Here is a 23,884-nt window from a genome sequence, read left to right as displayed (position 1 = left end):
GTCTTCGCTTCAACTCAGATGTTCACAACGTGTCGGGGAAGTACAGCTAGGCCTCGGGTGGTGAGCCCTTCGGCCATCTCCAGGCCTATGTAGCCGGCGCCGATGATGATCGCGGTCTTCGGGTCGGTGGTGGTCAGGGTGTTCATGACGGCGAAGGTGTCGCCCATCGAGTGCAGGAGGTGAACGCCGTCGTCAGGGCCTAGTTGGTCGAGGCCGGTGATCGGTGGCCGCACTGAGACCGCGCCGGTCCCGACGATGAGAGCGTCATAGTCGAGGTCTCGTGAGACGCCGTCGGGCCCGGTGACGGTGAGGCGGTGCCCGGCGGTGTCGATCGCGGTGGCCCGGGTGTCGGTATGAACGGTCATGCCGGTGGCGGCGAGGTCGGCGGCGGTGCGGTGGGCGAGGTTGCTCCAGTGCGTGACTTCGCCGGAGACGTAGTACGGGATGCCGCAGATGGAGAAGTTCGGGTAGGCGTCGGCGACGACGACGGTGACTTCGCTGGTTGGGTCGAGCTCGCGAGCCCGCAGTGCGGCGGAGATTCCGGCGTCTGATCCGCCGATTGCGATGATCTTGCGTGCAGGCATGGGTGTCGGTTCCTTCCGAAGGGACACGGGTATGTGAGGTAGAGCAGGGTGCCGCGCTGTTGGGAGAAGTCGCGGGAGCGTGCGGGCAGGCCGATCAGCGGCGGTCAGGTAGTGGCAGGTAGGAGCTCGGCGAGGAGGTTGCGGACGCGGTAGTTGAGGTCGTCGCGGATCAGACGAACGGTCTCGATGGGGTGGTTGTCGGGGTCGGCGACTTGCCAGTCCAGGTACCGCTTGCCCGGGTAGATCGGGCAGGCGTCGCCGCAGCCCATGGAGATCACGACGTCCGCGGCCGCGACCACATCGTCGGTGAGCGGCTTGGGGAACTTGGCGGCGAGATCAAGGCCGATCTCTGTCATGGCTAGCTCGACGATCGGGTTGATGTCCGCCGCGGGTAGAGACCCGGCTGAACGTACGTGCACTCGTCCTGCCGCGTGGTGGGTCAGGAGCGCGGCGGCCATCTGTGAGCGGCCAGCGTTGTGGACGCAGATGAACAGCACTTCGGGCACGGTCGTGGTGGTTGCGCCGGTGGACTGCGCTAGGGCGGCGAGGCGTTCTGCGGCGAACCTGCCTGTCAGGGTCACCAGGTGAGTGTGGATGCGGGAGGTGCGCCGCAGCGCGGTGTAGGACTCGAATACGACCCGTTCGACGGTCTGTTCGGACACGATCCCTCGGTACTGGGCGGCGAGCCTCTCCGCGGTTCGCGATAGCAGGGCTTGGGGCATCAGCAGATCTGGTGTCCCGGCTGATTCGGTCGTGGCGTCGGCGTTCATCAGGCTTCACCCCGGTTCGTAGATACCGACCCAGCTCCGGCGTTAGCGCGCGGTGAGTTCGGCTGCCAGCGCGGTGACGCGGGCAGCGATGTCGTCGCGGACCAGGCGCATCCGTTCGATCCCGTCGATTCCGCGCTCGGACGGTTCGTCAGTGTCCCAGTTGATCAACCTGACCCCGGCGGGGGCATCGACCACGGCTTCTCGGCCGAGAGTGACCACCAGGTCGACGCGGGCGAGCAACTCGGGATCGATGGGCTTGGGAGTCTCGCCGGTGATGTCGATGCCGACCTCGGCCAGGCTCTCGGCAGACAGCCCGTTGACCGCGGTGCCGGGTTTGGTTCCGGCCGAGTGCACCTCGACGGCCTCGCCGACCGCCTTGCCCATCAGGCCGGCGGCCATCTGAGACTTGCCGCCGTTCTTCACACACACGAACAGCACACTCGGCGTGGCCGCGTTCTCGGTGATCGTCAGGTCGTCGGGCATCAGTTCATGCTCCTAGAAGAGTCCGCGGAAGCGGAGGTAGAGGACGGGGTGAGGGGGAAGCGTTTGCGTAGGGCAAGGGAGACATAGACCAGGCCGACCAGCACAGGGACCTCGATCAACGGACCGACCACGCCGGCGAGGGCTTGGCCGGAGGTCGCGCCGTAGGTGGCGATCGCGACGGCGATGGCGAGTTCGAAGTTGTTGCCTGCCGCGGTGAACGCAAGCGTGGTGGTGCGTTCGTAGCCCAGGCCCATAACCGCACCCAGGAGGTAGCCGCCGCCCCACATCACTGCGAAGTAGACCAACAGTGGCACGGCGATGCGGACGACGTCCCAGGGACGGGAGGTGATCTGTTCGCCCTGCAGGGCGAAGAGGATGACGATCGTGAACAGCAGTCCGTAGAGTGCCCACGGCCCGACCTTGGGCAGGAACTTCGCTTCGTACCAGTCGCGGCCCTTGGTCTTCTCGCCGATCCGGCGTGACAGGTATCCGGCGAGCAGCGGGATGCCGAGGAAGATCAGCACCGACTTGGCGATCTGCCACGGAGAGGTGCTGATGGTCGTCTGTTCCAGGCCCAGCCAGCCCGGCAGGATTGAGAGGTAGAACCAGCCCAGGACGGCGAACATCACCACCTGGAACACCGAGTTGAGCGCCACGAGGACGGCTGCTGCCTCACGATCGCCGCAGGCGAGGTCGTTCCAGATGATGACCATGGCGATGCACCGTGCGAGGCCGACGATGATCAGGCCGGTCCGGTACTCGGGTAGGTCGGGCAGGAAGATCCAGGCGAGGGCGAACATGAGCGCTGGGCCGAGCACCCAGTTCAGTAGCAGCGATCCCAGCAGTAGTTTGCGATCGCCGGTGACGGTGTCGAGGCGGTCGTAGCGCACCTTGGCCAGGACCGGGTACATCATTATCAACAGGCCCAAGGCGATAGGCAGTGAAACGCCGTCGACCTGGATCTTCTCCAACGCGGTGTTCAGTCCGGGGATCATCCGGCCCAGCAGCAGACCGGCGACCATGGCGACGCCGATCCACACCGGCAGGAACCGGTCCAGAGTCGAGAGCTTGCCGACGACCGGCTGATGCCCGGCCGTCGGGGTGGGGCTGGTCACGAGTGAACCTCCATCGAGCTGGCGAGCTCGCCGGACTGCAGGATCCCGGCGAGCGAGGACAGAACATCGGGGATAACGCGGTAGTACACCCACGACGCGCGGCGCTCAGACTCGAGCAAACCGGCGTTCTTGAGGACCTTCAGGTGATGGGAGATCGTCGGTTGCGAAACGTCGACGGCCGGGGAGATGTCACACACGCACGCCTCACCGCCCTCGTGGCTGGCGATCAAGCTGAACAGTCGCAACCGGATCGGGTCGGCGAGTGCTTTGAACACCACAGCAAGATCAACCGACTGCCGCTCCGAGAGGGGCTCACGCACCAACGGTGAGCACCGCACAGTGACATCGGTCAACGGAATCGAGTTCGACATACATCGATATTGACAGATATCGATACTGGTTGCAAGGGTGCATGCAGTCCACGTTCGAAACGGGACTGGTCGCCACCCCGGCATCGGGTGGCGACCAGCCTGGCAGCCCTAAGAGAAGGTCGCGTTCAGCAGCAGTTCGCCGCGGGAGTGCAGCATGCCGCGGACGTAGATTCGCCGACGGGGGCCGCGGCGGCGACCGGTTCGCCGTTGAAGGTCTCAGCGTCGGCCAACACGGTGTAGACCTCCCACCGCTCGGCGTCGGGAGCAGTGACCCACACCTTGTCCTGAGTGGCAAAGCAGCAGGTTGCTCCGATCTCCTCTTCGGTGAACAGCTTCTCTTCGGTGAATCGGGCGATCTCGGCGTGCACCTTCTCACTGGAATCGACCTCAACGCCGAGGTGATTGATGCTGCCGCCCTGGCCGGGATTCTCCAGCAGCACCAACTTCAGTGCGGGCTCAGTGACGGCGAAGTTGGCGTAGCCCGGCTTGACCTTCGCCGGGCCGACGCCGAACAGCTTGGTGTAGAAGGCGATCGACTGGTCGAGATCGTCGACGTTGAGGGCGAGTTGCACGCGTGACATGAGATCCTCCAAGGATTCGACATAAATCAAAAGTGTTGCGACTCAAGTTCTAGACCAGAGTTTGACATATGTCAACGGATGGGTAGGTTGGGGTCATGCCCAAGACGCTCCCTGTGGTCGACATCAGTGCTCCGATCTGCTGTGCACCGATCTCCGCAGGTCCAATGGAAGCGGATGCGGCCCTAGAGCTGGCTCTCCGGCTCAAGGCGCTGGCCGATCCGGCGCGAATTCAGCTGGTCTCCATCCTCATGGGCGCCCGACCAGGTGCGATCAGCACCAGTGATCTCGCCGAGGCGCTCGCACTCTCGGCGGGTACGGTGAGCCACCACCTCGGTCAACTCAAAAAGGCGGGCCTAGTCAGCTCCGAGCGTCGAGGCGTGAACGTCCTGCATCGCGCCGAACCGGACTCGCTGGAAGCACTGAGAGGAGTGCTCGACACCTGCTGTTAGCCGGGGTGATCGGCATCGCGCCGCACGGCGTTAGCTGCGTAAGTCCGATACTGGCGTTCGACGGTGTAGTCGGGGAGCGACTCGGCGATGAGGTCGGCCAGTGTATCGCCTTCGTGAAGCCAGCCGGCGACGTCGAATCCGCGACGCCACGTGTGCTGGTCGTCGCTCGGTGCGTCGGCGAAGTTCGCCGTCCACGCGTCGAGCCACGTACGCAGCCGGACGACGACGGAGTCGGGAAACCCGAAGTTCGCGGGTGTCAGCAGTTCGGATCTCTCTTTTCTGGGCGAGTCGGGGAAACTCGAGCTATGCAAGTTGAGGTCCTGTATGTCGATGGATGCCCACATTGGAGGGAAGCTGCGGGTCGAGTTGAGGATGCTGCGGCGGCGTTGAATGTTGGAATCGACCTTCGTTTCAGGCTGATTTCGTCGGAGGTGGAGGCGGCGTCGTTCGCTGGATCTCCGACGATTCTTGTTGATGGACGTGATGCGTTCGAAGGTGCCGCTGGGGTTAATGATCTTGCGTGTCGCGTCTACCTCACTGACTCGGGTCTTGCTGGAGTGCCGACTGTCGAGCAGTTGGCGTTCGTGCTAACGGAGCGTAGTCATCGGTAGCGAATCTATGGTCGGCCGGGATGTTATGGGGCTGCCTCTATCTGGGTCGGGGTGTCCGAGTTGCGCGGAACTTGGCTAATAGTACGTTTTCTTGAACAGATGTTTCTGTGAGCGGCAACTTCTTGAGTTCGGGGAGTAGTTGGCCGGGTTTGATGAAGCGGTGCGGTGCGCCTTCGAGTCGGTGGAGAATGCGGGCCGGTGGGGTACTGAGGAGGTCGTAGCCGACCAGGACTCCTCCTGGTTTGAGCACTCGGACTGCTTCGGCTAGTGCTTGCTCCCAGTCGACGACGTGGTGGAGCATGATGAACGAGACGACCATGTCGAACTGGCCGTCGGCGAATGGTAAAGCAGTTGCGTCTGCAACCCGGGTGTGCGCGCGGTCACCGAAGGCGCGGAGGCGGTCTTGAGCGGCTGTGACCATTCGGGGGTCGAAGTCGGTGACGGTAATGGTTGTCGTCTGCGGTTCTGGGCTTGCCGCCAGAATGTGGGCCGCCATAGCGCCACCGCCGCCGCCAATCTCGAGGAGGGCGCCGTTGGGCTGGACTCCTTGTAGAGCCCAAGGGAGCACCCACCGACTGGTCGCGGTCTCCCATGGTGCGCTTCGGCAGAACAGTGCTTCGACTTGTGACATCGACGGCATCGCGGATTGCTCCTTCGGGGTGCGGGTGAGGTGGGAGCTTCGATTCCACCGTGCCTGGACGCTATCATCGTCGTATGACGATGAATAGATGTTCGGTGATGGTGGGGACGGAGCTCGATCCTGCGGTCGCGTTGTTTCGGAGTTTGTCTGACGGGACCCGGCTAGCGATCGCGGCTCGATTGGCCCGCAGTGGTGAGGCTCGAGTGGCTGATCTGATGGCTGAGTTGGGTCTTGCTCAGTCGACAGTGTCCGCGCATGTTGCGTGCCTGCGGGACTGCGGATTGGTGGTGGGTCGGCCAGAGGGCAGGCAGGTGTTCTACCGTCTGGCGCGGCCGGAGCTTCTCGACCTGCTGGCGGCGGCTGAGACGGTGCTTGCTGCGACGGGCAGTGCCGTAGTGCTGTGTCCCAACTATGGGTTGGACAGTGCCTGCGATGGTGAGGCCACTGCCGGCGCGGTCGTTGAGGAGATCCGCGGTGTGGGGGGTGATCGACGATGAGTGATGCATGTGGATGTGGGCACGACGAGATCGGGGAGGATGAGCAGGCGCCTGGACATTGGTGGAACGTCCGAGAACTTCAGGCAGCTGCGGTTGCCGGATTGTTGTTGGTGGCCGCCTATCTCACTGGCTGGGCAGATGGTCCGAGGACGATCAGTACGACCCTGGAGTGGGGTGCTCTGCTAGTAGGCGCGGCGACGTTTGTCCCGTCGACACTGCGGCGGCTGGCATCGGGGAAGATCGGCGTTGGAACGCTGATGACGATCGCTGCGGTGGGTGCGGTGATTCTCGGTGAGGTCGGGGAAGCGGCGATGCTCGCGGTGTTGTTCTCGATTAGCGAGGGCCTTGAGGAGTACGCCGTTGGTCGTACTCGTCGGGGCCTGCGGGCGTTGTTGGATCTGGTCCCAGATTCGGCGATGGTGTTGAGGGCGGGCGTCCCGACAGCGGTGTCGCCGTCAGTTCTTCGTGTCGGGGATCAGATCCTGATCAAGCCGGGTGAGCGTATCGCCACTGATGGGCGCATAAGCGAGGGGCGATCGTCGCTGGATGTATCGGCGATTACTGGCGAATCGGTGCCGATTGAAGCGAATCCTGGGGACGTCGTGTTCGCGGGATCGATCAACGGCACTGGTGTGTTGGCCGTTGATGTCAGCGCTACTGCGGAGAACAATTCGCTGGCGAAGATTGTGCAGATTGTCGAGGCGGAGCAGTCTCGAAAAGGCGATGCGCAGCGGTTAGCTGACCGGATTGCTAAGCCGCTGGTTCCGGCAATCATGCTCATGGCCGCTGTGATCGCGGGTATCGGCGCAGTGTTTGGCGACCCGGCGACGTGGGTGGAACGAGCTCTTGTGGTGCTGGTGGCAGCCTCACCCTGTGCGCTGGCAATCTCGGTTCCGGTGACAGTGGTTGCTGCTATCGGCGCCGCCAGCAAGATTGGTGTGCTGGTCAAAGGTGGTGCGGCGTTGGAGTCTCTCGGCCGGGTCCGGATCGTGGCTGTTGACAAGACGGGAACGCTCACCGCGAACAAGCCGGTTGTTGTCGGTGTTGCTGTTGGCGGTCAGGCGAACGAGGTCGCGGGAGAACCCGGTGTGACCGGCGACGTTGGGCATTCGATTGAGCAGGCGCGAGTGCTCGCGGTTGCCGCGGCGCTGGAAGCTCACAGTGAACATCCTCTGGCTCGTGCGATCCTTGCAGCTGACGGTGGGGTGAGTAGGGCTGCGACTGATGTACAGGCGGTGCCAGGAGCGGGTCTGACCGGTCTGGTCGAGGGTCGCCCCGCTCGGCTTGGGCGGCCGGGTTGGATCGATGCGGGTGCTCTGGCCGACCGGGTCGCGGCCTTTCAAGCTGATGGTGCAACCGCGGTTCTCGTCGAGGAAGACCAACGTCTCCTCGGAGTCGTCGCGGTACGTGATGAGCTTCGCCCCGAAGCACGGGAGGTCATCACGCACATGCACGATTCTGGAAATGCCGTGGTGATGCTCACCGGTGACAATGCCGCGACGGCGACTGCTCTTGCACAGATCGCCGGGATCGACGATGTCCATGCGGATCTGCGTCCAGAAGACAAGGCACGAATCGTGTCCACGCTGCGCGGCGACGGATTCATCGCAATGGTCGGTGACGGGGTCAACGATGCTCCCGCACTGGCCACAGCTGACTTGGGAATCGCCATGGGCGCGATGGGTTCTGATGTCGCGATTGAAACCGCGGACGTGGCACTGATGGGCGAGGACCTGCGGGTGCTGCCTCAAGCGCTCGATCATGCTCGTCAGGCGCGGACCATCATGCTGCAAAATGTGGGGCTGTCCCTTGGTCTGATCGCCGTTCTCATCCCGCTCGCACTGTTCGGGTTGCTCGGGTTGGCCGCGGTGGTCGCTGTCCACGAACTCGGTGAGATCGTCGTCATCGCCAACGGCGTCCGTGCTGGGCGGGTCAAGAACCGCCTGACGATGGCCGATACCGCTGGAGCATCGGTAGCAGTCGGGGCGAACCGATGACCCCGTCTGGTCCGGCGGTGTCAGGCGGTAGGTCGGGATATGCCCGCCGCCTGGGGATGCTGCTGCTGGCCCTGACCTTCGTCATCGTTGACGTGGCCGCCAAGGCATGGGCAGTCGATGCACTTGACGGCACCCGAATAGAGGCCGGGCCGGTGGACCTGCAGTTAGCGTTCAATTCGGGCGCGGCCTTCTCCTTTGCCGCCACCGCTCCGGGGTGGGTACTGCTGGTCATTCCCGCCGCGGTCACGTGTGGAGTCGCGGTCCTCGGTTGGCGTACCGCAGACTCCCACGGACTGCTCTGGCGCGTCGCGATTGCCGCCGTCCTGGGCGGAGCGATCGCTAACATCATCGACCGCATACCGGACGGAAAAGTCACAGACTACCTACACACCGGCTGGTGGCCCACGTTCAATCTCGCCGACACGTTCATCGTCCTAGGCGCCCTCACCCTCGTCGTGTGCATCATTGTCGACCCACACGAATCACCATCGCAGAACGAGGGGCAGGTACCGGCTGAGGACCAGTGAGCTGGTGCGATGTTGTGCTGTCTCCGGACCGTGATGGTCCGGCCGACGTCACCGCAGTCGTCGACCGGCATACCGAGCCCACGTTTCGCCGGAGCGTTCAGCGTGAAGGAACGCAACCTGATGGCTGTAGCCCAATGCGTCGGCGACGACGGACGGAGGGCACTCGAGCACGAGGTCGTCGAGTGCGCTGTTGCGGGCACCGAGGTTGCTCATGCCGATCAGGCGCAGGCGATGCATGATCGTGTCGGGATGGAGATGATCTCCGGCATGCGTGCCGGGAAACAACCAGGGATTGCCGTGTCCACTGGTGCGTAGATTCGTGCGATGGGCGAGCACGTCGCGGACGAGTTGAGCGAACGGTTTGGGCACGTCGACGGGGTGCTTGCCGAAAGTGATCGCCATCGGATTGCCGTCGATGATCGATGATGTCTGCAGTCGGACAATGCTTTTCAGCGGCTGCGCATACAGCAGAATCAGGACCCCAGCGACTCTGTAAGGGAGAGTCTCACTGTCACCAGTGAGCAGTTCGCTGATCCAGGCGATCCGCTGGGCTTGAGTCAAGGATGGTGTCGTCTTCGGAGCCCGGTGGCCGAGCTGCACGGCGGTATTGAGTCTGTCTTGTTTGCAGATGACCAGGAACGTTCGGATCGTGTATCGCGTTGTCGGACCTGTTGCGATCCACTGGTCGACGTCGTGTTGCGTGCAGGTCTCGATCGTGCGTCCGTAGGTGGACCTCAGCCAGCTCAGGAACTTGACGGTCTCGGTGATCTCTTGTTTGGCCGATCGCACCGATGGCTGGGTATCGCCGCCGGCATCGGCGATTGCGCGAATCCGCCGCAGATGGTGCCACGTCGCGAAGTGGCGAGCGGGCCGGGCGACCTCGGTCGGCAGGTCGATCAGCTTGTCATCGATCCATTGTTCGAAGCGTGGCAGCCACCGGTCTCGGGGAGGCAGTAGGCCGTGGTATTCCATCAATGTCCGCAGATGTTCTGCTGCCCGACTGGGTAGGGTGTCTAAGCCTTCGTGCGTGGCGGCGATGGCGCCGGTTCCTAGCCCCTTGAGCAGTTCCTGGACTTTCGGTGACCGCTTCCAGATCATCGTCGACTCGGGTCGCTTAGCGACGCATAGCGCGTCGACGAGGCCGCTGAGGATTGGGTCGGACGGCGGCCCGCCCATGATCTCGTGTAGGTCGTCCCGGACGGCGCAGCGAGCGCATATCGTCCCGCGGTGGTGACCGGACTCCTCGCCGCAGCGGCTGCATCGAAAGTCGTCGACGATACCTGCGCACGGCCCGCACACCGGGGTGCCGTCGGGCAGGGGTGGTCCAGGTAGAAGTCGTTCGACGCCGCATACCGGGCATGTTCCGTGAGTGTGGATCGCGGTGAACCAGCAGGTGAAGCAGATTCGGCCTTCGGGCCAGTGTGCCTGCGTCCGGGTGGTCGATCTGCCGCACCGGTCGCAGACCCACGCTCCACTCGCCTGTCGCGGTCGGCCGCGTACTGGCCGATAGGGGACTAGGCCGTCAGGTTCCATCCTGTCTTCACCTCATTGCGTGGTGCTACTCGTCGAGGATGTTCGCGCGCCGCGGACGCACAGCGCGGTCCAGCCGCATGACGTTCGGGCCGGCATTGGCTGCTCGGTGGTGCTCGCGAGCATTGACGGCGGTGACTGTGAGAAGCGCGTCGGGGCCGCACCCGAAGATGTCACACAACGCCGACATCAACTGCAGCGACACCCGCTCAGGTCGCTGGTTGACCAGCCGATACACCTGGGGACGGGACAACGAGATGTCCCGTTCTGCGAGCAAGGGGATCAAGTCCGTGGTCGTGTTCATTCCGCGCGCAGCCATCAACTCCGCCAGCCGCCACGTGTAATCGACCTTGCGTTTCATTCGGCAGTTCCCTTCGTCGTGCTGTCCAACGCTTCTCTCACGGTCCGATCCAACACCGATCTCAATGTCGACCGACGAAATTCGTCAGATGTGAACTGATAGATTCCCGTCGTCGAGGCGTGTTCGTGCCCCATCTGGTCCTGCACGAACCTGGGATCCCAGCCATCCTCGAGTAAATGCGTGGCGTACGACCGCCGAAACGAATGCAGATCGACGCCGTCGGGGATACCCAGATCAACACAGTAGCGGCGTACACGACGAAGAAGAGTCGACCCCACCACCAGCCCACCTCGTTCGCTGGAGAACAGATCAAGACTGTCGGGATCACCTCGGCCGTTGGCGATCCAGTCCTCGATGATCGGAGGCGTCCACCGCCACACCGTCAACACCGAACGGGGTTTCGGAGGTGACCCGCGGAACGCCTTCCCGTACCGGACCTTGCACACGCCGAACTTCCCGAACTCGCGAGCGTGGGGATTGCGGGCGAAGTCCACCAATTGCAGGTGCGTGAGCTCGTTAAACCGCAAGCCGTAGGCGTAGGCGACCTTCATCATCGCGGCGTCCCGGTAGGCCGCCTGCCAGCCCTTCCTGCTGGTCGTACCGATCCGAGCTACCTCATCGTCGGCGTACTCGAACAAGGCTTGAAGCTCGTCCTTGGTGTAAGGGCGCTTGCTCGCCCGCCCGTCGTACTCCTGGACGTGGCTCGCGGTGTTCCAGGCGGAATAAACCTGGGCCGGGTACGCGTCGAACAGCTGCTCACAGACGCGGTCCCACCCGTAGTCAGGGTTGCTGATGTAGGAACAGAATGCCCGCAGTGTGCCGTGGTAGCCGCGCAACGTCGAGTGCATCACATGACGAACCGACCGAAGATCGGCGGAAAACTCCTCAACCATCGCCGGTGTCCAGTTCCACGGCTCCTCGTTCGAATGCTCGATGAACCTCTGCACGCAGCGCACTCGCCGATCGATTGTCGAGAACTGCAAGTTCCTGGACAGCTGCTGGTTCCGCCACCCGTCGAGCATCAGCTCGACGACACGCTCCTCCGGCCGCAGAAGCGGCACAGATTCAACCAGATGTACTCGGCCAACCTCATCGATTCGCATCGGAACCTCCACCAGAAACGGTTTCATCTGATGATTCAATGATGCATCCAATGAGACGGCAGGTCAATACCCGCAGGTCAAAATGACAACGAAATCGATCAAGACCGGGCAACTGCCCACGCGACTCATGGGGTCTCGCCGGAAGGCGGCTGGCCTAACCGGTACGTATCCGCTGGTCCCGACGCCATAGAATGAACGAAGCGCCCGGGCATGGGGGAGCCGCAGTGATTCATCTGTTGCAATACGCAGGGTTCTACTTAACATAATCTATGTTATCGGCGTAACCCATTGTGACTCAATCATTTTGGTCACCAGTGTCGAAACGCAACGCGAACGAGTGAGGCCACGGTGGGAAGTCGCGTCCTGACGTCCCTCACCAGAGACGAAACATGGCGTGAATTGCGTTATGAACGAGCGTATTCAGACGAAGCGAACAGCTCGTCATTTGGACCTCAGCGGACCACTCCCTGCACAGCCCGGCCCTGGGACGAGTACTGGGCTGAGCTGACGAGCACTAGCGGATCGCAGTCACCGGCGCGATGGACGGATCAAGAGCAGCAGTCAGCTCATCGATCAAGAAATCGATGTGTTCAGGAGCAACCGATCGGCAAGCCAGGTGGTTGAGGCCGAGGTCTCGAGCAATCGTCCAGAGCCGAAGCGTTTGGTCTATCGCGTGTACCTCATGGTCTGGACCACGGAAGTAATCACGGTGAGCGCCAACCTGATCGCAGATGGCATCAGCTATGTCTAAAGGCAGGTCGCGTTTGCCTTGGCGAACGTCGACCAATAGTTTCGGATCGACCTGATAGTGATCGGGGTACTCGTCGCGGTGCGACAAGGCCTGGCCGACAATCGTGGCCATGGCTTGCTCAGTCAGCTCTGGTTCGAGCCTCGCATGGTAGTACGCGAACAGCCGATTGAGTCGGTCAGCGTGAGTGAGTGCCACTGTTCGAGCCCTTCCATCCAGGTTTTGCCTTACTTGCCCCCCACTGCACGTCCAGACTCGAGTCCACCACAGCGTCTGAATGCGCGATCATACATATCGATTCGTGATTCCTGCTCTTCCGAGATCTTAACCGCCATGCCCAACAGCCACCTCAGGTAGAGCAAGTCATCGGTGTCACGGGGATCATCTGCTGGTGGTTCGCGATTGAGATAGTCGCCAAGCATTCGCGTGAATATCGGGTCAGCACTAGGCGAATCCCCACGCAGGCGGAGCATTTCGGCCTGCCCAATGATCCAGGCACGCAACACCCGGTCGCCAAAAAGCTGCAAACCTGTCACTGCGCCTTGGAGATCTTGATCATCGTTGAAGCGCTTGGCGATTCGCTCCAGTGCACTGACCTTCTCGATCAGCTCGGCAACGACTTCGGTGCGAAGCGTGACAGTGGTGTCCGTAGCTGTGATCGGTAAATCCACTGTCGGCTTACGCCGCCTCTGGTCGAGTGGGTCAGGTTCCCCGCCGTCGAAAGTCCTCGCAGCCGAGCCTGGGCGCCACTTCAAGACCTTGTCGAGTTTGGCGAATGTTTTAAGACCAGGTTGAGGAGTCGTACCAGCTTCCAGCTTCCGCAGCGTGACACGCGTGGGCCCGCCCGCGTCACTCAGTTCTTCGCTGGTCAATCCGAGCTCCCGACGACGCGCAGCCACAATGCGGCCAAAGCGCACTGCATTAGGGCTCGTCGTCACGCGTAGAAGCCTATGCGGTCGGAACCTCAAGTAACGGAACCAGGGCGCGACAGGTCGCCCAAACCTTGGCCGCTTACCCAAATCGTGCCACATTCAGTTGCGACAATATCCCCAAATTAACCATTCAGTGATTGAACCTAACCTCAAAATATGCATAGACTGCTCCCATGGAGTCCGGGGTTGGGGGAGAAATGACAGACCAAGGCGTCGATCGCATCGACAAGCAGACAGTGGCCACAGTCATAGCTAACGGCGCCGCAGTGCCCCTTGGCGGCTGCCCAGCGCAACCGGTCGGGTTTGTCTGCATGTCGCTGACCGATGCGACCGGGCCGACCTGCCCCTTGGGCCATTCATTGCGAGCGCGACCGAACGTCGGCGCAGATTTCGCACCTACAGCTTCCCGGCGGCAACCCAGTGAGAAAAGGCGAACCCCCGGACGTACGCGGAGATTGTGGTCTGACGCGCACGACCCGGGGGTTCGCTGAGTGCTCAGCAATCGTTCCTCAATCACGCCGAGGGCGCGACCGAGGTCTCTGCAACCAAAGTGAGCCATTCCAGCGTAGGCGGTCCGGTGGTGGTTGAAAAGCAGCCACCGGCGCCCGCCCAACCTGAGGCTGGCCGCCACCTGCCCTTCACACCACAACCCCAATGCTGAAAGGACATGGCGAGCAGCGGGCGAAGATCGTGGCCGTAGGAGAACTCACCGCGGCCCGGGCGGCGATGCCGCAGCCAGCGAGCTAACGCCCACCATGCTCTGGCTTCAATCCCAATCGCCTGTGCGGCACGCCGGGGGAGCACTGATCGCAGCGCAGACTGAGCTGCTTCCCACCGACTGCCGGTCCCTGTGCTTGCAGCGCTCCGATAGTGGTGCACGGCTGCCACAATCACAGTCAGCCCAACGACCGCGATTGCCGCTTCCGCGAGCACGAACAGCAAGACCGCCCGCGCCGGACTCAACACTCCACCAGCCACCAAAGACAGTTCGACAACCACCACTGCGGGGGTCACCCATGCAAGCGCTCTGCGCATCCTGCTGTCGCCACCGTTAGATACACAGCGGGCGTGCGCTGGCTGAGACAACACCACCGGTGGTGATTGACCCTGTGACGCACAAGCGGTCGGTGGGGTCAATACGCACGATCAGGGTAGTGAAGGCTGAGTGGGCGTTGGGGAAGGTTCTCCTGAACCGGCCCGGCTTCACCGCTACTGGGCGGCATTTAGCGGTTACGGAGCTCCGCCAGCAAGGTGGCGACCTCTTGGTCTCCGGTAGTTTCTCCCCGGACAACGCGGCGCACAGCGGCTTCATCAGCAGCAGTTAGGGGCATGCCGGCCATCTCGTGCCCAGCAGCAACCGCAGCAACAATTTGCTCTTCGGTTCGGGTCGTAGTTGTGGCCATCGCGAGTGCTCCTCGGGTCGTTAGAGCAATTCTACGGGTTAGAACAAGGTGTGTTGGGCCTGAGCCGCCGCAGAGTCGGTGAGTTGTTCGTAGGCGGCGGCCATCCGCTCGACGGCGGCGAGGGGTTCCTCGAGCTCGGCGGCGATCTGTTCCCAGCTCATGCCTTCGTCGTGGTGCATGTGCCAGGCCATCTTGTGTAGATCCTCGGCCCGCAACACCGGACCCCCGCTTATGTAGTCGGTGCTCATGCGATGCCCTGGTGCAGGCGGGCGAGCTGGTCACGTTTGGTCAGCCACAGTTCTTCGGCACGCTGCTGGTGGCCGGTGAGGCTTTCCCAATGCCCGGCGAGTTCCTCGACGCTGACGGTTTCGCGGATCTGCGACATGCGGGCCAGCAGGCCTGCGTAGCCGCAGCGGTACCACTGGTCGATCACTTTGGCGGCCAGGTGCGGCAGTTCCACACCACCGATCAGCGGGCCCTGGGCGGGGGACAGGATGGCCAGGAGGTGCTGCTCGACGCGGGCCAGGAGGCCGGTCTCGTACAGGCGGGCCTGGACCAGGACCGGAGTTGCCAGGCCACCCTCGTCCAGGACACTGCTCACGGCGTCGAAGATTTCGACATGCGCGGGGCTCCAGAACGGGTTCCATCGGTCGGGTCCGGTCATGATCTGACGGACTTGCTGGGCCACCTCTTTTGGTGCCCACATCAGTGCGGTGAGGAACGCGGCCTCGACGTTGGTGGTGATGGCGTCTTCGGTGGTGACGTCGGCGCCGAGGTGGCTGGGGAACTGATCGACGGTCAGGACGACCTCGTCGTCTGCGGGCATCTCGCCGGCGGTCGCCGCTGGGTCGGTAACCATGTCACTGGCGGTGATGGTCATGGGGTCCTCCTCGTCAGTCATTGGTTCGCGCGGGTCAGGCGGTGGCGTGGGCGGCGTCGGCATAGACGCAGCCAGGGCCGTGGGGGTCGCTGATGTGTTCGGTGCATTCGATGCAGCATTCGTCGTGGTCGTAGATCAGTCCCTCGGCGTGCCCCCACGCGCGGTCCTCGTGGGCTTTGTGCGCCCGTTGGGCCATTGCCTCGAGGTGAGCGGCCTGATCGGTGTCGCCGGCGGCGTGCGCGGTGATAGCCAGGGCCTCGAAGTGGGCTGCTCGGTCGGCGTAGGTGCTTCGACGCTCTGTGGTCATGGCGTGGGCTCCGTTCAAAGAAGGCTTAGGAGAAGGGGAGTGGGTGCCGGTCAGGCTGTGGAGCTCGCTGGCACCCAGCACTCCCTTCCGGGGTTATGACGTTGTAACTGCTCACTGGGTTTCAGCTCTTCATGCCGCTGTGCGGGCGGCTGGCGGACGGTCAATATTGGAACCATCATTATTCGACGAACCCTTCTTCAGTGCCATCCCCATTATCTCGAGTATAGCGTTAAATACATTGTCCTGCAATAGTTTTCACTTTCTATTCTCACCGTCTCGTGTGATTGAGCCAAGGTTAATCGAGGGCTTCACGCCCGCAGTGGATTTTGCGTAAGGAGCACTGAAACAAATGGCTCAATTTTCGGCATTCGCAGCCGAACACGTTGTTATGAAGTGATTTTGGGCGTAAAGAGCCCCGGGCGCCGAACGGGTTCGACCACGGGGTTAGCAAAGAACGCCCGGGGACTGGAGGGTGCGCACCCGGTGAGTGGGCGGGCGCCTTACGGCGAGATCACGTTTTCCGTACCCATAGGGAACGGGGTGTTACTTCCTGCGCCAGGCCCGCAGCGGCACGGCGAGCGCCTTGAGCAAGGCCTCGACGCGGCGTGCAGTGTCTCGCGGTCGCCGAGAACCACGAAATAGACCAGCGAAGAAGACCCACTCCGAGCAGATGAGAGCGATCAGTCCCAGTGCGCAGAACGCAGAGACGTCTCCGAACATCCGATACCGGCGATGCGATCGAGGTCCGCTCCGCCGAAGCGCCCCCGCCGACAGCATCAATTCCGATGCCGCGCAAGCCTCGATGTGGTGATCACCATGGGCTGCGGTGACAGCTGCCCCCATCTTTTCCGGCAAGAGCTACCGGATTGGGTCCTTGACGACCCGGTTGGCCAGGCGCCGAAGCGGTTCGGCCCGATCCGCGACGAGATCAAGAACCGCGTCGAAGCGCTGGTCGCCGAGTTGACGCCCCAGCCCGCCGACTCGGGCGGGTGCTGAAGCAGAGATCAGTGCGGGGTCACGGTCAGCGCGCGTGCGCGGAGCGTGCAGCGAGGAAGTCGTCGACGAGTTGCTGGCGTTCAGCCGGGCCGATCGGTGGGAGTGCGGTGAGTCGGGTGAAGACGATGGGTCCGACGAGTTGGGTCAGGGCGAGATTGGTGTCGAAGCGACCGAGTTCTTGCTGGGCTTCGGGGCTGCCCAGGATCCGGTCGAACGGTTCGCGGTATTGGTTGACCACCCGTGCGCGAAGAGAATTGACTGGGTTCCGGTCCTCTTCGGGATGCGATGCCGTCCCGGCCGTGCCAGGTTGGGCGGACCCGAGGGCGAGCCAACCGAGCATCGTCAGTTGGGCGGGGGCTTCCTCGATGAGCTTGGCCTGACGGTCCAGCAGTTCGATCAACTGTTCACGGATCGTTCCGGACGCCGGCGGCGCGGTGACCGGGGGCAGCAGACGCTCGAACGCCGCGGCCAGGAGCTGGGTGCTGTCAGTGAAGTGCCGGTAGAGAGTGGTCCGCGCGACTTTGGACGCCTTGGTGACCGCGTCGACCGTGACGGCCTCGATGCCGCCGGTCGAGAGCAGGGACGTCGCCGCATCGAGCAGTCGTGCGCGTGAGCGTGCCTTGCGGGGATCGACGAGCCAGTCCTCGTCGTCGGTGTTCTGGTTGATCATCTTTTCGCCCACCTCGTAATTGTGCACTCGTAATTGTGCCCTCGGATCAGTGCAGGCACTATCTCCTCACCCCACATTGTGCTACTCATAGTAGTGAACCGCTACCAACTGTAGCGTTACGTGGAGGTGGGTGCATGACCGCCGAGAATCGAGTGCTGCTGTCGCGGGCGCAGAAGTGGACGTTGGTTGTCTCGTGCCTGTCGGTGGCCCTGGTGGTCGCCTCAATGGCGGCCCTGTACACCGCGCTGCCGAACATTGCGGTAGCCACCGGGGCGACGCAAACACAGCTCACCTGGGTGGTCGACGGGTACACGCTGGTGTTGGCGTGTCTGGTGTTGCCCGCCGGGGCCCTGGGTGACCGCTACGGCCGGCGGGCGGTGCTGATCGTGGGGTTGGCGCTGTTTTCGCTGGCCTCGGTGGTGCCACTGTTGGTATCGACCCCGTGGTGGTTGATCGCGGCGCGGGCCGCGGCCGGGGTGGGTGCGGCGTTCATGATGCCGTCCACGCTGTCGATCCTGACTGCGGGATTCCCCGAGCAGCAGCGGGGACGCGCGGTCGGGATCTGGGCGGGGGTCGCCGGGTCCGGGGGTCTGCTGGGGATTCTCGGGTCGGGGCTGCTGCTCGACTACTGGTCGTGGCAGTCGATCTTCGTCGGCCTGACCGCGGTGGGGGTGTTTCTGCTGTTGTGTGCCTTCACCATTCCTGAATCCCGCCAGGAAAATCCGCCGTTGATGGATGTGATGGGATCGGTCGCGGTGGTGTTCGCGGTCGGACTAGTGGTGCTCGCCATCATCGAAGCCCCAGTACGCGGCTGGTCGGATCCCGTGGTGGTCGCCGGGTTCGGGCTGGGGGTGGTGGCCACAGTGGTGTTCGTAGTGTGGGAGTTGCGGGCGGATCATCCGCTGCTCGATGTGCGGTTCTTCGCCCGTCGGGGCTTCGGGAGCGGATCGTTCTCCATCACCATCCAGTTCCTGGTGACGTTCGGTGTCTTCCTGGTCCTCGTCCAATACCTGCAGTTGATCTTTGGATACAGCCCGTTGGGTTCAGCGCTGGCCTTGGCGCCGATGATGGTGCCGTTGGTGCTCTTGTCGGCGGTCGCACCGTGGATGACGACCCGGCTGGGGTTGCGGTTGATGACGGTGACCGGTCTGCTCGCCATCGCCGCGGGGTTCTACTTCATCAGCCGGCTGGATTTGGACTCCACCTACGTCGACGTGATGTGGCCGACGCTGATCATGAGCACGGGTCTGGGCCTGACCGCGGCGCCGGCGACGGCGGCTATCGTCGCGGACACCGCGGTCGAAAAGCACGGGGTCGCCGCGGCGGTCAACGACGCCACTCGCGAGATCGGCGCGGCGATCGGCATCGCGGTCGCCGGCAGTGTCTTGGCCGCCGGGTACAGCCACAACATCGCCCCGGCGATCGCGCGGCTCCCACCGGAGGCGCGGGGCCCGGTCGCCGACTCACTCGCCGGTGCCCTCGAGGTCGCCGATCGGGCGGGACCGGCCGGCCAGCAACTCGCCGACTTCGCCAAGTCCGCGTTCCTGCACGGCGTCGAGCAGTCCGCGATCGTCCTCGCACTCATCGCGGCGGCGGGTGCCGCGATCCTGCTGGTCTGGGCGCCCGGCCGCGCTTCCCCGGACGCAGGCGCATCGAGGAGCCCGGCTGAACCGGCCCAGCGCAGTCGGATCCCGCGCCCGCCGCTAGCCAGCACCGTCGAGAAGGAACGCCCGTGACCCAGCTACCGCTGCCGCCGCACTCGCCGACCTGCATGGGGTGCGGGCCAGACAATCTCGCCGGCCTGCAACTGGTGGTGTTCCGCTCCGGCGACGAGGTCTACACCGATGTGACGTTCGACGAACGCCACATCGGTGCGCCCGGCCTCGCGCACGGCGGGGCAGTGGCCGCCGCCTGCGACGACCTGTTCGGCTTCGGCCTCTGGATCGCCCGCACCCCGGCAGTGACCCGGAGCCTCACCGTCGACTACCTCGCCCCCGTCCCGCTGCACCGGCCCCTGCGCATCAGCGCCCACGTCCGGGAGATCGACGGCCGCAAACTGCACCTTAAGGCGACCGCCACCGCCGATGACGGCACCGCATTGTTCACCGCCCACGCGGTGTTCATCGCCGTGTCGATCGAGCACTTCGCCCAACATGGCGCCCCCGGCGCCGTCCAGGACCTACTCGACCGCCTCACCTCCGCGCTCGACCATGACGGGCCGGACAGACCGTCACCGCACCCGCCGGACCGCTGACACGACCGAAAGAAGATGCATCGGTAATGCGGCACACCAGTGCCCGTCCTCACCCCGGGCGGCCACACCCACCAGAAGCCCACAATGCGGCCCAGCCAGTTCCGGTGCTGTTACGCACGAAGTGGGGTCTACCACTGCTGACCGTGGGCTCGAGCGTGGGCGGGGCCGTCGTCGTCGCGCTGCTGATCGTTCTGGGCGGCGCACCGCACCGATTCGGTGCCCAGCTCGGAACGCTTCTGCAGATCCTGGCGGTCTATGTGGTCGTGGCTCTGCTCGTCGCAGTTCGCGGCGTCCTCGCCCTGCGTCGACGCAGCCTCGGGTGGCTGGACACCTCCTCTGCGCCGACACCCGACCACGCCCGCCACACCCTGCGATTGCCCACCGAGTCCACCGTCCTCATCGGATCTCTGTGGGCCGGGGGCATCCTCGCGATGTCCGGCTCGGCCTTCGCGCTCCTGCCCGTCTGGGAGGCCCTCGGCGGAACCCTACTCATGACATTGGGCGGACTTGCCACCGTCGGATACAACTACCTCTTCGTCGAACGTGCACTCCGTCCAGTGATGGCCACGATCCTGGCCGTCGACACCCCACACGCGCCACCACGAACGTCAGTCATCTCCCGGCTGATCTTGACCTGGGTGCTGACCTCCGCGCTGCCATTGGCCGCGGCCATCGCGCTCCTGCACTATCCCGATGCGGCACCGCCCGACCGCATCCGCGCCGCGACCTACCTCGCCGCCCTCGGACTCGTATCCGGGGCCCTCGCGGAAACACTGCTGGCCCGCGCCGTCGCACAACCGATCCACCAGATGCGCGGTGCACTCCGCCGCATCGGGCAGGGCCGGCTCGACGTGCGCGTGCCCGTCGACGACAGCAGCGAAATCGGGGTACTGCAATCCACCGTGAACGACATGGTCCGCGGACTCCAGGAGCAGGACCGACTGCGCGACCTGTTCGGACGGCACGTCGGAAGAGACGTCGCGCAACGCGCACTCGACCGAGGAGCCGACCTGACCGGCGAAATCCGGGAGATAACAGCACTGTTCGTCGACGTAACCAACTCGACGGCACTCGCCCACCAGATCTCACCGCAAGAATTCGTCGACAAGCTCAACCGCCTCCTCGCAGAAGTGATCGCGGCAACCGAGAGCCACCACGGGCTGGTCAACAAATTCGAGGGAGACGCCGCACTCTGCATCTTCGGGGCGCCCGTCGCCCGAGCCGATGCCGCTGACTCCGCACTCCACGCCGCACGGCAGATCCGCGACCGCGTCCTGGCCGACGGGGAACTCGACATCGGGATCGGACTCGCCACCGGCCCCGTCTTCGCCGGAAACCTCGGCACCGACCAACGCCTGGAATACACCGTCATAGGCGACGCGGTCAACGAGGCATCACGCCTCACCGACCTCGCCAAACACACGCCGGGACGGATCCTCGCCAGCGACGCCGTCATCAGAGCCGCCAGCGAACCCGAACGCGAATACTGGACACCACACGGCGACTGCTCCCTCAAAGGACGAACCCTGCCGACACAAACCTGGGAAGCATCGCGCCGGCCTACTGCACCGCCCGCGGCTTGGGTTTGACCCGTCTAGCTAGGGTGACTGCCATGAGCGATGTGACATACCGGGACTATGCGTAGACCAAGAAGGTGCCGGAGCTGAACAACGCATTCTGTGTGACGGTCATCAGCAACGCGACGCTGCCTGAGCGGATCGACGCTCTGCCTACGGTCAGCCAACCCGCCCAGTGCGACCTCGCAACGCTCCTGTTGCGCTCGTTGGAGTCGTGGGAGGAGATCGGTTCAGACAATCTCCTGGCCGGTCTCGTCCAGCACTGCGACTGGACAATTATGTACGAAAGCAACGGCTATATCGGGGCGACTCCGGAACTGATGCAACCACTTTCGGCAGGCCGGAAATCGTTGTTCATCACGGCAGCGAGAACTCGTACTTCTTTCGGTAGGTCGACGGCGAGAGCCGAACATGGTTCGACACGCTATTCGCCGCTGAGCGGAACGGCTCGACACCCGATGAGCTCATGCCGCTGATGCGTCAGATCGGCGGGTTCGAACTCGAGCCCGATGGGTCGGCCAAGCGCACTGAGTTTCACTGCCACGAGGCGACGTTCGCTCTCTGCGACACCGTGACCGGTCTGCGCCTGACCCCGCAGCTGTTGCGGGACACCATCTTCACGGTCGTTATAGCTCGGCGGACATTGGTGTGACACGTTCGCGATCAGTTTCTGATGGTGCGGCGACCAGGAGTGCGATTACCTCGCCACCACTCGATCAATCACCCGTGGCTCTACGCAGGTCCTTGCGGAGGATCTTGCCTGCCGCGCTCTTCGGGATGGCGTCGATGAACTCGACCTCGCGGACCTTCTTGTGCGGAGCAACCTGAGAGGCGACGAACTCGATCACCTGCTCACCGGTGAGATCGGAGCCTTCACGCTTGACCACAAACGCCTTCGGGATCTCCTCGCCGGTGTCGGCCTCGATCACGCCGATGACCGCAACGTCCGCGACATCGTCGTGGGTGAGCAGCAACGCCTCGAGTTCGGCGGGCGGCACCTGGTAGCCCTTGTACTTGATGAGTTCTTTGAGCCGGTCGACGATGTAGACGCAGCCGTTCGCATCGACCCGCGCCATGTCGCCGGTGTGCAGGAACCCGTCGTCGTCGATGGTCTCCTTGGTGGCCTTGTCGTTGTTCAGGTAGCCCGCCATGACGTTCGGGCCCGCCACCCACAGCTCACCCGGCTCGCTGAGTCCTTCGGCCGGGATGTCGATCTCGTCGCCGGTGGCCGGATCGACGATCTTGTTGACCGTGTTCGGGATGGGCCAACCGCACGACGACAGCGGCGCCTCCGGGCCGTCGCCGGGTTTGCTGGGCATGGCGTGGCTGACCGGGCTCAGCTCGCTCATGCCGTAGCCCTGGATGACCCGGGTGTTCAGGCGCTTGGCGACAGCATTGCCCAGCACCTCGTCCAGTGGCGCGGCACCCGACATGATGGTGTTGACCGACGACAGGTCGTAGTCGTCGATCAGCGGGTGCTTGGCCAGCGCGACCGCCACGGGCGGCGCGATGAACACATAGCTGCACTTGTAGTTCTGGATGGATTCGAGGAACTGCACCAGATCGAAACGCGGCATCACCACGAGCCTCGCCCGGTTGTACAGCGCGAGGTTGAGCAGCACCGTCATCCCGTAGATGTGGAAGAACGGCAGCACCGCGAGGACCGAGTCGTCGTGGGACATGTTCAGCAGCGGCTGGCTCTGCGCCACGTTGGCGACCAGGTTGCGATGGGTCAACATCACACCCTTGGGGTTGCCGGTGGTGCCCGAGCTGTACGGCAGGACCGCAAGATGGGTGGCCGGGTCGAAGCTGACGTCCGGTGCCGCAAGGCCGGCACCCAGCAGATCGAGCGCGTTCGGGTGAGGGCTCTCGGCCTCTCCGGGCCCGTTCAGCAAGATCACCGCGCTCTCGGGCAGACCGACCTGCGCTGCTGCCGCCTTGGCCTGGTCACCGAGCTGGGTGATCGTGATGAGCATCTTGGCACCCGAGTCGGTGAGCTGCTTGGCGATCTCGGGCGCGGTGAACAGCGCGTTGACGGTGGTTGCAGTGGCGCCCGCACGCAGGATGCCGTGGAACACGAACGCGAACGCCGAGGTGTTCGGCGACAGCAGTGCAACCTTGTCGCCCACCTCGATGCCACGCGCCGCCAGGGCTCCGGCGAAGGCGTTGATCCGGCCGATCAGCTCGCGGTAGGTGGTGCCCTCGGTGGCGCCGGCGTCGATCAGCGCGGTCCGATCCAGGTCCTCCTCGCTGATCGACCCGAACAACGTCTCGTAGATCGAATCCTCGGAGATCTCCACAGGGGGAAAGGGACTCTTGAAACTCATGATTCTTCGGCCTCCGGCATTGTTGACACAACAAGTGCCGATACTGTTTATCGGCGTCTGCGACTTAGGGGCATATCTAACGGGGACTGTTTTCTTATCGGTTCTATTTGGCCAAGAATCGGCGGACGAAGCGGTGAGAATTATGACGATGGGTAATGTTGGCCTCCGGCT

At 63.6% G+C, this 23,884-nt stretch carries 25 protein-coding genes and 3 pseudogenes; 10 read left to right on the top strand and 18 right to left on the bottom strand.

From position 1 onward, the window contains the following. Positions 1–41: 41 nt before the first annotated feature. The 6 genes and pseudogenes from SCNU_RS05775 to SCNU_RS05750 all read right to left on the bottom strand — a co-directional run. Positions 42–584 (bottom strand): annotated as a pseudogene (locus SCNU_RS05775) (NAD(P)/FAD-dependent oxidoreductase); the annotation flags it as partial. A gap of 104 nt (positions 585–688) precedes the next feature. Next, positions 689–1,354 (bottom strand): phosphatase, encoded by a 666-nt coding sequence (locus SCNU_RS05770; RefSeq protein ID WP_005206753.1) that lies wholly within the window; start codon positions 1,352–1,354, stop codon positions 689–691. Positions 1,355–1,396: 42 nt separating this feature from the next. Then, the gene (locus tag SCNU_RS05765; RefSeq protein WP_005206752.1) at positions 1,397–1,837 is read right to left on the bottom strand and encodes an arsenate-mycothiol transferase ArsC; all 441 of its coding nucleotides are present in this window, start codon (positions 1,835–1,837) and stop codon (positions 1,397–1,399) included. Continuing rightward, positions 1,837–2,952, bottom strand: a complete 1,116-nt coding sequence (gene arsB, locus SCNU_RS05760; RefSeq protein WP_005206751.1) for an ACR3 family arsenite efflux transporter — start codon at positions 2,950–2,952, stop codon at positions 1,837–1,839. The genes SCNU_RS05765 and arsB overlap by 1 nt, the downstream gene beginning before the upstream one ends. After that, a complete protein-coding gene (locus SCNU_RS05755) occupies positions 2,949–3,323 on the bottom strand; it encodes an ArsR/SmtB family transcription factor (protein WP_085941944.1) in 375 nt (124 codons plus the stop codon). Before SCNU_RS05755 ends, arsB begins: the two co-directional genes overlap by 4 nt. Positions 3,324–3,448: 125 nt before the next feature. Beyond that, positions 3,449–3,904 carry an ArsI/CadI family heavy metal resistance metalloenzyme gene (locus tag SCNU_RS05750; protein WP_005206749.1) on the bottom strand — a complete coding sequence of 152 codons (456 nt, stop codon included), beginning with the start codon at positions 3,902–3,904 and terminating at the stop codon, positions 3,449–3,451. Positions 3,905–3,999: 95 nt separating this feature from the next. Here SCNU_RS05750 and SCNU_RS05745 point away from each other — a divergent pair, with 95 nt between their 5' ends. After that, entirely contained in the window at positions 4,000–4,353 is a 354-nt protein-coding gene (locus SCNU_RS05745; RefSeq protein ID WP_005206748.1) for an Rv2640c family ArsR-like transcriptional regulator, read from the top strand. Here the strand turns inward: SCNU_RS05745 and SCNU_RS05740 are convergent. Together SCNU_RS05740 and SCNU_RS20145 are read right to left on the bottom strand one after the other, a co-directional pair. Further along, positions 4,350–4,664, bottom strand: coding sequence for a hypothetical protein (locus tag SCNU_RS05740; protein ID WP_008376388.1), 315 nt, complete (start codon positions 4,662–4,664; stop codon positions 4,350–4,352). The two genes, SCNU_RS05745 and SCNU_RS05740, sit on opposite strands and share 4 nt — an antisense overlap. A gap of 337 nt (positions 4,665–5,001) precedes the next feature. After that, complete coding sequence (locus tag SCNU_RS20145; protein ID WP_269449460.1) at positions 5,002–5,595, bottom strand: class I SAM-dependent methyltransferase; 594 nt, start codon at positions 5,593–5,595, stop codon at positions 5,002–5,004. Positions 5,596–5,678: 83 nt separating this feature from the next. Between SCNU_RS20145 and SCNU_RS05735 the strand changes: the two genes are divergently transcribed. Genes SCNU_RS05735 through lspA form a run of 3 tightly spaced genes read left to right on the top strand, consistent with a single transcriptional unit; the run spans position 5,679 to position 8,625 of the window. Next, on the top strand, positions 5,679–6,101 hold the full coding sequence (locus SCNU_RS05735) for an ArsR/SmtB family transcription factor (RefSeq protein ID WP_039855988.1): 423 nt from the start codon (positions 5,679–5,681) through the stop codon (positions 6,099–6,101). Then, complete coding sequence (locus SCNU_RS05730; RefSeq protein ID WP_040517713.1) at positions 6,098–8,098, top strand: heavy metal translocating P-type ATPase; 2,001 nt, start codon at positions 6,098–6,100, stop codon at positions 8,096–8,098. Before SCNU_RS05735 ends, SCNU_RS05730 begins: the two co-directional genes overlap by 4 nt. Beyond that, the gene (gene lspA, locus SCNU_RS05725) at positions 8,095–8,625 is read left to right on the top strand and encodes a signal peptidase II (protein WP_040517706.1); all 531 of its coding nucleotides are present in this window, start codon (positions 8,095–8,097) and stop codon (positions 8,623–8,625) included. The genes SCNU_RS05730 and lspA overlap by 4 nt, the downstream gene beginning before the upstream one ends. Positions 8,626–8,673: 48 nt before the next feature. Here lspA and SCNU_RS05720 read toward each other — a convergent pair whose 3' ends face one another. The 8 genes from SCNU_RS05720 to SCNU_RS05680 form a co-directional block, all read right to left on the bottom strand. Continuing rightward, on the bottom strand, positions 8,674–9,801 hold the full coding sequence (locus SCNU_RS05720) for a hypothetical protein (protein ID WP_040517705.1): 1,128 nt from the start codon (positions 9,799–9,801) through the stop codon (positions 8,674–8,676). Between the two features lie 382 nt (positions 9,802–10,183). Then, positions 10,184–10,516 carry a helix-turn-helix domain-containing protein gene (locus tag SCNU_RS05715; RefSeq protein WP_005203177.1) on the bottom strand — a complete coding sequence of 111 codons (333 nt, stop codon included), beginning with the start codon at positions 10,514–10,516 and terminating at the stop codon, positions 10,184–10,186. Next, positions 10,513–11,619: a tyrosine-type recombinase/integrase gene (locus SCNU_RS05710; protein WP_040517778.1), complete on the bottom strand. Its 1,107-nt coding sequence runs from the start codon at positions 11,617–11,619 to the stop codon at positions 10,513–10,515. Before SCNU_RS05710 ends, SCNU_RS05715 begins: the two co-directional genes overlap by 4 nt. Before the next feature lie 514 nt (positions 11,620–12,133). Further along, positions 12,134–12,481 (bottom strand): hypothetical protein, encoded by a 348-nt coding sequence (locus tag SCNU_RS05705; protein WP_139025827.1) that lies wholly within the window; start codon positions 12,479–12,481, stop codon positions 12,134–12,136. A gap of 113 nt (positions 12,482–12,594) precedes the next feature. Beyond that, positions 12,595–13,305, bottom strand: a complete 711-nt coding sequence (locus SCNU_RS20400) for a helix-turn-helix domain-containing protein (RefSeq protein WP_175284077.1) — start codon at positions 13,303–13,305, stop codon at positions 12,595–12,597. Between the two features lie 1,435 nt (positions 13,306–14,740). Beyond that, positions 14,741–14,950: a hypothetical protein gene (locus SCNU_RS05690; RefSeq protein WP_009678403.1), complete on the bottom strand. Its 210-nt coding sequence runs from the start codon at positions 14,948–14,950 to the stop codon at positions 14,741–14,743. Further along, positions 14,947–15,582, bottom strand: coding sequence for a DnaB-like helicase N-terminal domain-containing protein (locus SCNU_RS05685; protein WP_009678402.1), 636 nt, complete (start codon positions 15,580–15,582; stop codon positions 14,947–14,949). Before SCNU_RS05685 ends, SCNU_RS05690 begins: the two co-directional genes overlap by 4 nt. Positions 15,583–15,616: 34 nt before the next feature. After that, positions 15,617–15,889: a hypothetical protein gene (locus SCNU_RS05680; protein WP_009678401.1), complete on the bottom strand. Its 273-nt coding sequence runs from the start codon at positions 15,887–15,889 to the stop codon at positions 15,617–15,619. 728 nt (positions 15,890–16,617) lie between these two features. Here SCNU_RS05680 and SCNU_RS05675 point away from each other — a divergent pair. Then, positions 16,618–16,885 (top strand): annotated as a pseudogene (locus SCNU_RS05675) (low molecular weight phosphatase family protein); the annotation flags it as partial. A 25-nt stretch (positions 16,886–16,910) separates the two neighbouring features. Here SCNU_RS05675 and SCNU_RS05670 read toward each other — a convergent pair. Further along, on the bottom strand, positions 16,911–17,555 hold the full coding sequence (locus SCNU_RS05670; protein ID WP_030175337.1) for a TetR/AcrR family transcriptional regulator: 645 nt from the start codon (positions 17,553–17,555) through the stop codon (positions 16,911–16,913). Positions 17,556–17,689: 134 nt separating this feature from the next. Here SCNU_RS05670 and SCNU_RS05665 point away from each other — a divergent pair, with 134 nt between their 5' ends. The 5 genes and pseudogenes from SCNU_RS05665 to SCNU_RS20980 all read left to right on the top strand — a co-directional run. Continuing rightward, positions 17,690–19,291: an MFS transporter gene (locus SCNU_RS05665; RefSeq protein WP_009678398.1), complete on the top strand. Its 1,602-nt coding sequence runs from the start codon at positions 17,690–17,692 to the stop codon at positions 19,289–19,291. Next, positions 19,288–19,809, top strand: a complete 522-nt coding sequence (locus tag SCNU_RS05660; protein WP_008382209.1) for a PaaI family thioesterase — start codon at positions 19,288–19,290, stop codon at positions 19,807–19,809. Before SCNU_RS05665 ends, SCNU_RS05660 begins: the two co-directional genes overlap by 4 nt. A gap of 143 nt (positions 19,810–19,952) precedes the next feature. Beyond that, a complete protein-coding gene (locus SCNU_RS05655) occupies positions 19,953–21,398 on the top strand; it encodes an adenylate/guanylate cyclase domain-containing protein (RefSeq protein WP_238526339.1) in 1,446 nt (481 codons plus the stop codon). A gap of 65 nt (positions 21,399–21,463) precedes the next feature. Then, positions 21,464–21,862, top strand: coding sequence for a DUF6461 domain-containing protein (locus tag SCNU_RS21100; protein ID WP_008382211.1), 399 nt, complete (start codon positions 21,464–21,466; stop codon positions 21,860–21,862). Further along, positions 21,793–22,038: pseudogene (locus tag SCNU_RS20980) on the top strand (DUF6461 domain-containing protein); the annotation flags it as partial. The gene SCNU_RS21100 and the pseudogene SCNU_RS20980, both read left to right, overlap by 70 nt. Before the next feature lie 64 nt (positions 22,039–22,102). Here SCNU_RS20980 and SCNU_RS05645 read toward each other — a convergent pair. After that, entirely contained in the window at positions 22,103–23,713 is a 1,611-nt protein-coding gene (locus SCNU_RS05645; protein WP_008382214.1) for an AMP-binding protein, read from the bottom strand. Positions 23,714–23,884: the final 171 nt, after the last annotated feature.

It is taken from the genome of Gordonia neofelifaecis NRRL B-59395, assembly GCF_000192435.1.
Lineage (GTDB): Bacteria > Actinomycetota > Actinomycetes > Mycobacteriales > Mycobacteriaceae > Gordonia > Gordonia neofelifaecis.
This window is presented reverse-complemented; position numbering and strand designations above follow the sequence as displayed.

Coding starts and splice junctions, on each gene's coding strand:
- SCNU_RS05770 (WP_005206753.1), bottom strand. CDS start 1,354: ATGAACGCCGACGCCACGACCGAATCAGCCGGGACACCAGATCTGCTG.
- SCNU_RS05765 (WP_005206752.1), bottom strand. CDS start 1,837: ATGCCCGACGACCTGACGATCACCGAGAACGCGGCCACGCCGAGTGTG.
- SCNU_RS05755 (WP_085941944.1), bottom strand. CDS start 3,323: ATGTCGAACTCGATTCCGTTGACCGATGTCACTGTGCGGTGCTCACCG.
- SCNU_RS05750 (WP_005206749.1), bottom strand. CDS start 3,904: ATGTCACGCGTGCAACTCGCCCTCAACGTCGACGATCTCGACCAGTCG.
- SCNU_RS05745 (WP_005206748.1), top strand. CDS start 4,000: ATGCCCAAGACGCTCCCTGTGGTCGACATCAGTGCTCCGATCTGCTGT.
- SCNU_RS20145 (WP_269449460.1), bottom strand. CDS start 5,595: ATGTCACAAGTCGAAGCACTGTTCTGCCGAAGCGCACCATGGGAGACC.
- SCNU_RS05735 (WP_039855988.1), top strand. CDS start 5,679: ATGACGATGAATAGATGTTCGGTGATGGTGGGGACGGAGCTCGATCCT.
- SCNU_RS05730 (WP_040517713.1), top strand. CDS start 6,098: ATGAGTGATGCATGTGGATGTGGGCACGACGAGATCGGGGAGGATGAG.
- lspA (WP_040517706.1), top strand. CDS start 8,095: ATGACCCCGTCTGGTCCGGCGGTGTCAGGCGGTAGGTCGGGATATGCC.
- SCNU_RS05720 (WP_040517705.1), bottom strand. CDS start 9,801: ATGGGCGGGCCGCCGTCCGACCCAATCCTCAGCGGCCTCGTCGACGCG.
- SCNU_RS05715 (WP_005203177.1), bottom strand. CDS start 10,516: ATGAAACGCAAGGTCGATTACACGTGGCGGCTGGCGGAGTTGATGGCT.
- SCNU_RS05710 (WP_040517778.1), bottom strand. CDS start 11,619: ATGCGAATCGATGAGGTTGGCCGAGTACATCTGGTTGAATCTGTGCCG.
- SCNU_RS05705 (WP_139025827.1), bottom strand. CDS start 12,481: ATGGCCACGATTGTCGGCCAGGCCTTGTCGCACCGCGACGAGTACCCC.
- SCNU_RS05690 (WP_009678403.1), bottom strand. CDS start 14,950: ATGAGCACCGACTACATAAGCGGGGGTCCGGTGTTGCGGGCCGAGGAT.
- SCNU_RS05685 (WP_009678402.1), bottom strand. CDS start 15,582: ATGACCATCACCGCCAGTGACATGGTTACCGACCCAGCGGCGACCGCC.
- SCNU_RS05680 (WP_009678401.1), bottom strand. CDS start 15,889: ATGACCACAGAGCGTCGAAGCACCTACGCCGACCGAGCAGCCCACTTC.
- SCNU_RS05670 (WP_030175337.1), bottom strand. CDS start 17,555: ATGATCAACCAGAACACCGACGACGAGGACTGGCTCGTCGATCCCCGC.
- SCNU_RS05665 (WP_009678398.1), top strand. CDS start 17,690: ATGACCGCCGAGAATCGAGTGCTGCTGTCGCGGGCGCAGAAGTGGACG.
- SCNU_RS05645 (WP_008382214.1), bottom strand. CDS start 23,713: ATGAGTTTCAAGAGTCCCTTTCCCCCTGTGGAGATCTCCGAGGATTCG.